Raw genomic sequence first — 8514 nt, 5'->3', positions numbered from 1 at the left:
CACCCGTCCACCCCCGCCAGCAACCGCCCCTTCACCTCGTCCGGCGCCGCCGACCCCCGCACCGACTGCCGGGCGAGTTCCGCCAGTTCGGCGTCCGTGAAGCCGTGGTGGTCGCGGGCGATCTCGTACTGCGCCGCCAGCCGCGCCCCGAACAGCAGCGGATCGTCCGCGCCCAGCGCCATCGGCACCCCCGCCTCGAACAACGTCCGCAACGGCACGTCCTCCGGCTTCTCGTACACACCCAGCGCCACATTCGACGCCGGACACACCTCGCACGTCACCTGCCGGTCCGCCAGCCGCCTCAGCAGCCGCGGATCCTCCGCCGCCCGCACCCCGTGCCCGACCCGGTCCGCCTCCAGGTCGTCCAGGCAGTCCCGCACCGACGACGGCCCGGTCAGCTCGCCCCCGTGCGGCGCGCTCAGCAACCCCCCGTCCCGCGCGATCGCGAACGCCCGGTCGAAGTCCCGCGCCATCCCGCGCCGTTCGTCGTTCGACAGCCCGAAGCCGACCACACCCCGCTCGGCGTACCGCACCGCCAGCCGCGCCAGCGTCCGCGCGTCCAGCGGGTGCTTCATCCGGTTCGCGGCCACCAGCACCCGCATCCCGATCCCGGTGTCCCGCACGGTCGTCTCCACCGCGTCCAGGATGATCTCCAGCGCCGGAATCAGCCCGCCCAGCCGCGGCGCGTACGACGTCGGATCGACCTGGATCTCCAGCCATCCCGACCCGTCCCGGAGATCCTCCTCCGCGGCCTCCCGCACCAGTCTCTGGATGTCCTCCGGCTCCTGGAGGCACGACCGCGCCGCGTCGTACAGCCGCTGGAAGCGGAACCAGCCCCGCTCGTCGGTGGCCCGCAGCTTCGGGGACTCCCCGCGGCCCAGCGCCTCGGTCAGCGTCTCGGGCAGCCGTACGCCGTGCTTGTCGGCGAGTTCCAGCAGGGTGGTGGGCCGCATCGACCCGGTGAAGTGCAGATGCAGATGCGCCTTGGGCAGTTCAGAGAGATCACGTACACGCTCCATCTGGTGATCCTGCCGCACGACACACCCGACCCGACAGCACTTTCCCCGTACGTGGTCTTGCTCGCACAAACGTCAGGGCCCCCGACTCCAAGGATCAAGTCCTGGGTCGGGGGCCCACCACCTGCAGAGAGGGGAGTCAGTCCCGCGCCTCCGCCAGCAGCTTCTGGATCCGGCTCACGCCCTCGACGAGGTCCTCGTCCCCGAGCGCGTACGACAGCCGCAGGTATCCCGGCGTGCCGAACGCCTCACCCGGCACCACCGCGACCTCGGCCTCCTCCAGGATCAGCGCGGCCAGCTCGACCGAGTCCTGCGGACGCTTGCCGCGGATCTCCTTGCCGAGCAGCTGCTTCACCGACGGGTACGCGTAGAACGCCCCCTCCGGCTCCGGGCACAGCACGCCGTCGATCTCGTTGAGCATCCGCACGATCGTCTGGCGGCGCCGGTCGAAGGACTCCCGCATCTTCGCCACGGCGTCCAGGTCACCGGAGACCGCGGCCAGCGCCGCCGCCTGGGACACGTTGGACACGTTGGACGTGGCGTGCGACTGGAGGTTGGTGGCCGCCTTGACGACGTCCTTGGGGCCGATGACCCATCCGACCCGCCAGCCGGTCATCGCGTACGTCTTCGCCACGCCGTTGACCACGATGCACTTGTCGCGCAGCTCGGGCAGCAGGGCCGGCAGGGACACGGAGACGGCGTCGCCGTACACGAGGTGCTCGTAGATCTCGTCGGTCAGCACCCACAGGCCGTGCTCGACGGCCCACTCGCCGATCGCCTTCGTCTCGGCCTCGCCGTACACCGCGCCCGTCGGGTTCGACGGCGACACGAAGAGGACGACCTTGGTCTTCTCGGTGCGCGCGGCCTCGAGCTGCTCCACCGTCACCCGGTAGCCGGTCGTCTCGTCGGCGACCACCTCGACCGGGACACCGCCCGCCAGCCGGATCGACTCGGGGTACGTCGTCCAGTACGGCGCCGGGACGACGACCTCGTCGCCCGGGTCGAGGATCGCGGCGAAGGCCTCGTAGATCGCCTGCTTGCCGCCGTTGGTGACGAGGATCTGCGACGGGTCGACCTCGTAGCCGGAGTCGCGCAGCGTCTTCTCGGCGATCGCGGCCTTCAGCTCGGGCAGTCCGCCGGCCGGCGTGTAGCGGTGGAACTTCGGGTTCTTGCACGCCTCGACGGCGGCCTCGACGATGTAGTCCGGCGTCGGGAAGTCGGGCTCTCCCGCGCCGAAGCCGATCACGGGACGCCCGGCGGCCTTGAGGGCCTTGGCCTTGGCATCCACGGCGAGGGTCGCGGACTCGGAGATCGCGCCGACTCGGGCGGAGACCCGGCGCTCGGTGGGTGGGGTTGCAGCGCTCATGACCCCATCGTTCCAGACCCGAAACCTCCCCGGCACAGGGGTTTCACGGACTGAACCTGACCGGTCCAGGAGCTGAACGCCCGTCCGGCCCACGCCCTGCCTACCTCGGGCCCACGCCCTGCCTACCCGGGGCCCACGACCTGCCTACCCCCTGCCCACGCACGCCCTATCCCCCCGCCCCACGCCCCTCCACGCCTCCACCCACGCCTCCACCCACGCCCTGAACATCAGTCCGGACGTGCTTTCTGTTCGACGCCCGGGCCCCGAGCACGTACACTCTCACCTCGTTGGCCTTCACCGGCTCGCGATCACCGGGTGCACACCAGGCATCCGGACGAATGCGGTACGTTGGGGAACACACAAAGGGTCGTAGCTCAATTGGTAGAGCACTGGTCTCCAAAACCAGCGGTTGGGGGTTCAAGTCCCTCCGGCCCTGCTACACACACCATCGCCAGGATGTGTGCGCATGTACGTACAGCAATGCACCGCCGTGCGGCTCCAACCGGGCGCGGCACGGCCACGACCCGGAATCAGGTGAGGACGAGTGACGGACGCCGTGGGCTCCATCGACATGCCTGATGCCCAGGACGAGGCGCCGGACTCCAAGAAGAAGTCGCGCAAGGGCGGCAAGCGGGGCAAGAAGGGTCCGCTGAAGCGGCTCGCGCTCTTCTACCGCCAGATCGTCGCGGAACTTCGCAAGGTTGTCTGGCCGAGCCGGAATCAGCTGACGACGTACACCACCGTGGTGATCATCTTCGTGGTCATCATGATCGGCCTGGTGACTCTGATTGACTATGGCTTCTCTCACGCCGCCAAGTACGTCTTCGGCTGAGTCGAGAGCGAAGGGCGCCGAGGTACCCGGCGCCCCTTTCGCGTGTTCCACCCCTATGTATCCAGGAAGAAGCAGCCACAGTGTCTGACCCGAACGTGAACGACGCCATCGAGCCGGTCGAGTCCGTCGAGGACGCGCTCGGCACCGTCGAGGGCGCCGGCAACGAGGACACCAAGGCCTCCGCCGAGGCCGAGGCTGCCGACGACGCCGTCGCCACGGGCGCGGACGAGGCCGACGAGTCCACCGCGAAGCCCGAGGCGCCGACCGGCGAGACGGAGACCGGCGACGCGCGCACCGGCGACGCGGAGGCCGAGGCCGCGGACGAGGAGTCCGACGTCGACCCGATCGAGAAGCTCCGCCAGGAGCTGCGCGTCCTGCCCGGCGAGTGGTACGTCATCCACACCTACGCCGGTTACGAGAACCGCGTGAAGACCAACCTCGAGCAGCGCGCCGTCTCCCTCAACGTCGAGGACTACATCTTCCAGGCCGAGGTGCCGCAGGAAGAGGTCGTCCAGATCAAGAACGGCGACCGCAAGACGATCCGCCAGAACAAGCTGCCGGGCTACGTCCTGGTCCGTATGGACCTGACCAACGAGTCCTGGGGCGTCGTCCGCAACACCCCCGGCGTCACCGGCTTCGTCGGCAACGCCTACGACCCGTACCCGCTGACGCTGGACGAGATCGTCAAGATGCTCGCCCCGGAGGCCGAGGAGAAGGCCGCCCGCGAGGCCGCCGAGGCCGAGGGCAAGCCGGCTCCGCAGCGCAAGGTCGAGGTCCAGGTCCTGGACTTCGAGGTCGGCGACTCGGTCACCGTCACCGACGGCCCGTTCGCGACGCTGCAGGCGACGATCAACGAGATCAACGCCGACTCGAAGAAGGTCAAGGGCCTCGTCGAGATCTTCGGCCGCGAGACCCCGGTCGAGCTGAGCTTCGACCAGATCCAGAAGAACTAGCACCCACCTCACCGGTACCGCGGTACTCCTCTGGACGTACGTACAGCTTCCGACCAGGTCAGGCGATCGCTCAGGCGTCGTCTGACCTGCTCGGTTTCAAACCGCGCATCCATACCCGTTATCGTTGTGCGGTATGCCTGTGTCCGGGTAGCTCCCGCGACCCAGGCAGGACCCGAATCGAAAGGACCCGGAGAGCCATGCCTCCCAAGAAGAAGAAGGTCACGGGGCTCATCAAGCTCCAGATCCAGGCCGGTGCCGCGAACCCGGCCCCGCCGGTCGGCCCCGCGCTGGGTCAGCACGGCGTCAACATCATGGAGTTCTGCAAGGCCTACAACGCCGCGACCGAGTCGCAGCGAGGCTGGGTCATCCCGGTGGAGATCACGGTCTACGAGGACCGCTCCTTCACCTTCATCACCAAGACCCCGCCGGCCGCGAAGATGATCCTCAAGGCCGCGGGCGTGGAGAAGGGCTCCGGCGAGCCGCACAAGACCAAGGTCGCGAAGATCACGCGTGACCAGGTCCGTGAGATCGCCACCACCAAGATGCCCGACCTCAACGCCAACGACCTGGACCAGGCGGAGAAGATCATCGCCGGTACCGCCCGTTCCATGGGCGTCACGGTCGAGGGCTGACCTCCACCCCCGTAACCAAAGCAGTAGTGGCAGGGCCTGCTCGGCCCGCACCACGACTCCTCAGAAGCCACCAGGAGCAGTAGTGAGCAAGCGCAGCAAGTCTCTCCGCGCTGCGGACGAGAAGATCGACCGGGACAAGCTCTACGCCCCGCTCGAGGCCGTCCGTCTCGCCAAGGAGACCTCCACGACCAAGTTCGACGGCACCGTCGAGGTCGCCTTCCGCCTGGGTGTCGACCCGCGCAAGGCCGACCAGATGGTCCGTGGCACCGTGAACCTCCCGCACGGCACCGGTAAGACCGCCCGGGTCCTGGTCTTCGCGACCGGTGACCGTGCCGAGGCCGCGACCGCCGCGGGCGCCGACATCGTCGGCTCCGACGAACTGATCGACGAGGTGTCGAAGGGCCGTCTGGACTTCGACGCCGTCGTCGCCACCCCGGACCTCATGGGCAAGGTCGGCCGCCTCGGCCGCGTGCTCGGTCCCCGTGGTCTCATGCCGAACCCCAAGACCGGCACCGTGACCCCGGACGTCGCCAAGGCTGTCAACGACATCAAGGGCGGCAAGATCGAGTTCCGCGTCGACAAGCACTCGAACCTGCACTTCATCATCGGCAAGACGTCGTTCGACGACACCAAGCTGGTGGAGAACTACGGCGCGGCGCTGGAGGAAGTCCTCCGTCTGAAGCCGTCCGCCGCCAAGGGCCGTTACATCAAGAAGGCCGCCATCAGCACCACGATGGGCCCCGGCATCCCGCTCGACTCCAACCGCACCCGCAACCTCCTCGTCGAGGAGGACCCGGCCGCGGTCTGAGCCAACGGCTCGCCCAACCGGTCACGGGCCCCGCACCTTCCGAGGTGCGGGGCCCGTCCCTTTTCCCGGTGCCCTGGGTTAGCGTGCGGGGAGCGGACTCGCGTACGAGGCGCGGGGGGCGCACGGGGCTCAGGGGGTGGGCGGATGACGGGCACGACGGTACGCCGCACGGTCGTCGCGATCGCGGTGACGGCCACGCTGGCGGGCCTCACCGGCTGTACGTCCTCCGACGGACCGGCAGACGGCGACCCGGCCGGATCCGGCGGCTCCACACCGTCCGCCGCGCCCCCGCAGTCCGCCGCGCCGGGGTCGGCGACCCCGCCCTCCCCGGCACTCACCGGGCCGGTGGCCGACGCCCTGCGGGCCGTCGAGCGGGCCACCGCACGCGCGGGTTCGGCGCGGGTGGAGTCCACGACCGTGATGGGCAGCGAACTCTCCCTGAAGGCCGTCGGCGCCCTCGGCTGGCGCGGCGAAGGCCTCACCGGCACCCTCACCATCACGTACACCGGCGGCACCACCGCCGAGACCATGCGACGGCTCGGCACCACCGCGATGGAGGCGCGTTACCTGCCCGACGCCTACTACGCCGAGGTGGGCGACGAGTTCGCCGACCGGGTGGGCGGCCGGCACTGGATCAAGTACGTCTACGAGGATCTGGAGGACCTCGGCGGCGGCACGGGCGCAGGGTTCGCGGACCAGATGCGCACCACCACGCCCCACCAGGCGGTGAAGCTGCTGCTGAGCGCCGAGGACGCGCACAGGGTCGGCGAGGAGAAGACGCGCGGCCGGCGCGCCACGCACTGGTCCGGCACGGTGGGCGGCACCACCGCCCAGACCGTCGACATCTGGGTCGACGACCGGAACCTGCTGGTCAAGAAGGTCGAGCGCGGGCGCACCGAGACCGGAGAGCTGACCCAGACCGCGTACTACGCCGACTACGGCGTCACCGTCTCCGCAGAGCGCCCGCCCGCCGCGGACACGGCGGACTTCAAGGAACTGCTGGCCTCACAGGGCGGGTAGCACAGCATCCGCAGCAGGTAAATCACAAGATCGTTCGAACCGATTCGGCTAGGCTCACGTCCTTGCTGTGGAGAAGTTGTGTGCTCCCTAAAGCCTGTTGCATCTCGATGCATCCCGTTGTGTCCGTGTCCCGTTGCATGCCGTTGAGTCCCGTGGGGGGAAATCGATGAACACTTCCGTACGTGTGCCGGTGGGTGCCGGACTGGCCGCGCTGGTGCTCGCCGCCGGCGCGGTGGGCTGCGCCAAGGGCGACGACGAGGCGGGCGGGTCCACGGACATGGCCCCGGCCGCGGCCGTGGCCGAGGCGGCGAAGAACACGGAGGAGATCGACTCCCTGCGCTACCGCATGACCGGCAGGGTCCCCGAGGAGGGGCGGATCAAGGCCGAGGCGCAGATGCAGCTCAAGCCCGCGCTCGCGATGAGCATGAAGATGACGGCGCTCGACCAGGGCGCCGACGGCAGCGCGGAGATCCGGCTCGTCGACAAGGCCATGTACATCGGCGGCGGCCCCGAGGCGGCCAAGGAGATGGACGGCAAGAGCTGGCTCAAGCTCGACCTCGGGGCGATGGGTGCAGGCGACGACCTGAACCAGCTGGGCGGCGCCGCCCGGGCCGAGCAGAACCCGGCGACCGAGTCCACCTTCCTCACCGGCGCCGAGGACGTCGAGAAGGTCGGCACCGAGACCGTGGAGGGCGTGGAGACCACCCACTACAAGGGCACGGTGGCCCTCGCCGACCTGGAGAAGACCCTCGGGGACGAGGACGAGGCCACCCGGGAGAAGCGCCGGAAGAGCCTCGAACAGTACGAGAAGATGGGCGTCGACGAGCTCGCGATGGACATGTGGGTCGACGGCGACGACCGGCCGAAGCAGTTCCGCATGCAGGGCGAGGCCGACAAGGGCCCGCTGGACATGACCATCACCTTCCTCGGGATCAACGAGCCCGTGAAGGTCGCCGCGCCGCCGGCCGAGGACACCGCCGACCTGGCCGAGATGATGAAGGAGGCGGCGGCCGAGGGCTGATCCCCTCGCCCCTCCGGGTCGACGCCGGGACGGATTTGCTTGACACTGCCCCGGTCCCGTACGCTTCGACGGAAGCCAAAGACCGCTGGTCGTTGCCGTGTGTTCGAAAGAGGGCACGGTGGCCGAAGGATCCGCTGAACTGCGGACGACCCGCGCAGGTGACTGTGGATGAGCTCCCGGAAGTCCCCGCCCCGTGCGTGTGACGACGGTCGAGCCACGCCCCGTGCGCCTGCGCCGGGGCGTTTCGTTTGCCCCAGTCCTCCTTCGGGTCCGCGCGGTCCGAATCACCCGGAAGGAGGCCGAGGCTCTATGGCGACGCCCGAGAAGGCTGCCGCGGTTACCGAGCTGACGGACAAGTTCCGCAGCTCCAACGCCGCCGTGCTGACCGAGTACCGCGGTCTCACCGTGGCGCAGCTCAAGACGCTGCGCCGGTCGCTCGGTGAGAACGCCCAGTACGCCGTGGTGAAGAACACGCTGACCAAGATTGCGGCCAACGAGGCCGGGATCACGCTCGACGACCAGCTCTTCGCTGGTCCGACGGCCGTCGCCTTCGTCACCGGTGACCCGGTGGAGTCGGCGAAGGGTCTGCGCGACTTCGCCAAGGACAACCCGAATCTCGTCATCAAGGGCGGTGTCCTTGACGGCAAGGCGATGTCCGCCGACGAGATCAAGAAGCTTGCGGACCTCGAGTCCCGCGAGGTTCTGCTCTCCAAGCTGGCCGGTGCCATGAAGGGCAAGCAGTCCCAGGCTGCCTCTGTCTTCCAGGCGCTGCCCTCGAAGCTCGTCCGTACCGTGGACGCGCTCCGTGCCAAGCAGGACGAGCAGGGCGGTGCCGAGTAACTCGGCTCGCTTTCTGATCCGGGCCG

Annotated in this window: 9 protein-coding genes and 1 tRNA gene; 8 read left to right on the top strand and 2 right to left on the bottom strand. The window is 69.1% G+C overall.

Going from position 1 to position 8514, the window contains the following annotated elements:
• Both HZS56_RS07285 and HZS56_RS07280 read right to left on the bottom strand, forming a co-directional pair.
• A partial coding sequence (locus HZS56_RS07285; RefSeq protein WP_216719854.1) for an adenosine deaminase occupies window positions 1–1019 on the bottom strand: 1019 nt, incomplete at its 3' end.
• 136 nt (window positions 1020–1155) lie between these two features.
• The gene (locus HZS56_RS07280) at window positions 1156–2382 is read right to left on the bottom strand and encodes a pyridoxal phosphate-dependent aminotransferase (RefSeq protein ID WP_216719853.1); all 1227 of its coding nucleotides are present in this window, start codon (window positions 2380–2382) and stop codon (window positions 1156–1158) included.
• A gap of 363 nt (window positions 2383–2745) precedes the next feature.
• Between HZS56_RS07280 and HZS56_RS07275 the strand changes: the two genes are divergently transcribed.
• From HZS56_RS07275 to rplJ, 8 genes are all read left to right on the top strand, one after another.
• Window positions 2746–2818: transfer RNA gene (locus tag HZS56_RS07275), tRNA-Trp, on the top strand.
• A 108-nt stretch (window positions 2819–2926) separates the two neighbouring features.
• Window positions 2927–3214 carry a preprotein translocase subunit SecE gene (gene secE / locus HZS56_RS07270; RefSeq protein ID WP_007443916.1) on the top strand — a complete coding sequence of 96 codons (288 nt, stop codon included), beginning with the start codon at window positions 2927–2929 and terminating at the stop codon, window positions 3212–3214.
• An 80-nt stretch (window positions 3215–3294) separates the two neighbouring features.
• Window positions 3295–4167: a transcription termination/antitermination protein NusG gene (gene nusG / locus HZS56_RS07265; protein ID WP_216719852.1), complete on the top strand. Its 873-nt coding sequence runs from the start codon at window positions 3295–3297 to the stop codon at window positions 4165–4167.
• Window positions 4168–4364: 197 nt separating this feature from the next.
• A complete protein-coding gene (rplK, locus tag HZS56_RS07260) occupies window positions 4365–4799 on the top strand; it encodes a 50S ribosomal protein L11 (protein ID WP_003974315.1) in 435 nt (144 codons plus the stop codon).
• Between the two features lie 82 nt (window positions 4800–4881).
• Window positions 4882–5607, top strand: a complete 726-nt coding sequence (gene rplA, locus HZS56_RS07255) for a 50S ribosomal protein L1 (protein ID WP_216719851.1) — start codon at window positions 4882–4884, stop codon at window positions 5605–5607.
• A 144-nt stretch (window positions 5608–5751) separates the two neighbouring features.
• The gene (locus HZS56_RS07250; protein ID WP_216719850.1) at window positions 5752–6627 is read left to right on the top strand and encodes an SCO4651 family lipoprotein; all 876 of its coding nucleotides are present in this window, start codon (window positions 5752–5754) and stop codon (window positions 6625–6627) included.
• A 166-nt stretch (window positions 6628–6793) separates the two neighbouring features.
• Window positions 6794–7648 (top strand): SCO4651 family lipoprotein, encoded by an 855-nt coding sequence (locus HZS56_RS07245; protein ID WP_216719849.1) that lies wholly within the window; start codon window positions 6794–6796, stop codon window positions 7646–7648.
• A 309-nt stretch (window positions 7649–7957) separates the two neighbouring features.
• Window positions 7958–8488, top strand: coding sequence for a 50S ribosomal protein L10 (rplJ, locus tag HZS56_RS07240; RefSeq protein WP_194276391.1), 531 nt, complete (start codon window positions 7958–7960; stop codon window positions 8486–8488).
• Window positions 8489–8514 lie beyond the last annotated feature (26 nt).

The organism is Streptomyces mayonensis, assembly GCF_018982965.1.
In the GTDB taxonomy this organism is placed as follows: Bacteria; Actinomycetota; Actinomycetes; order Streptomycetales; family Streptomycetaceae; genus Streptomyces; species Streptomyces mayonensis.
This window is presented reverse-complemented; position numbering and strand designations above follow the sequence as displayed.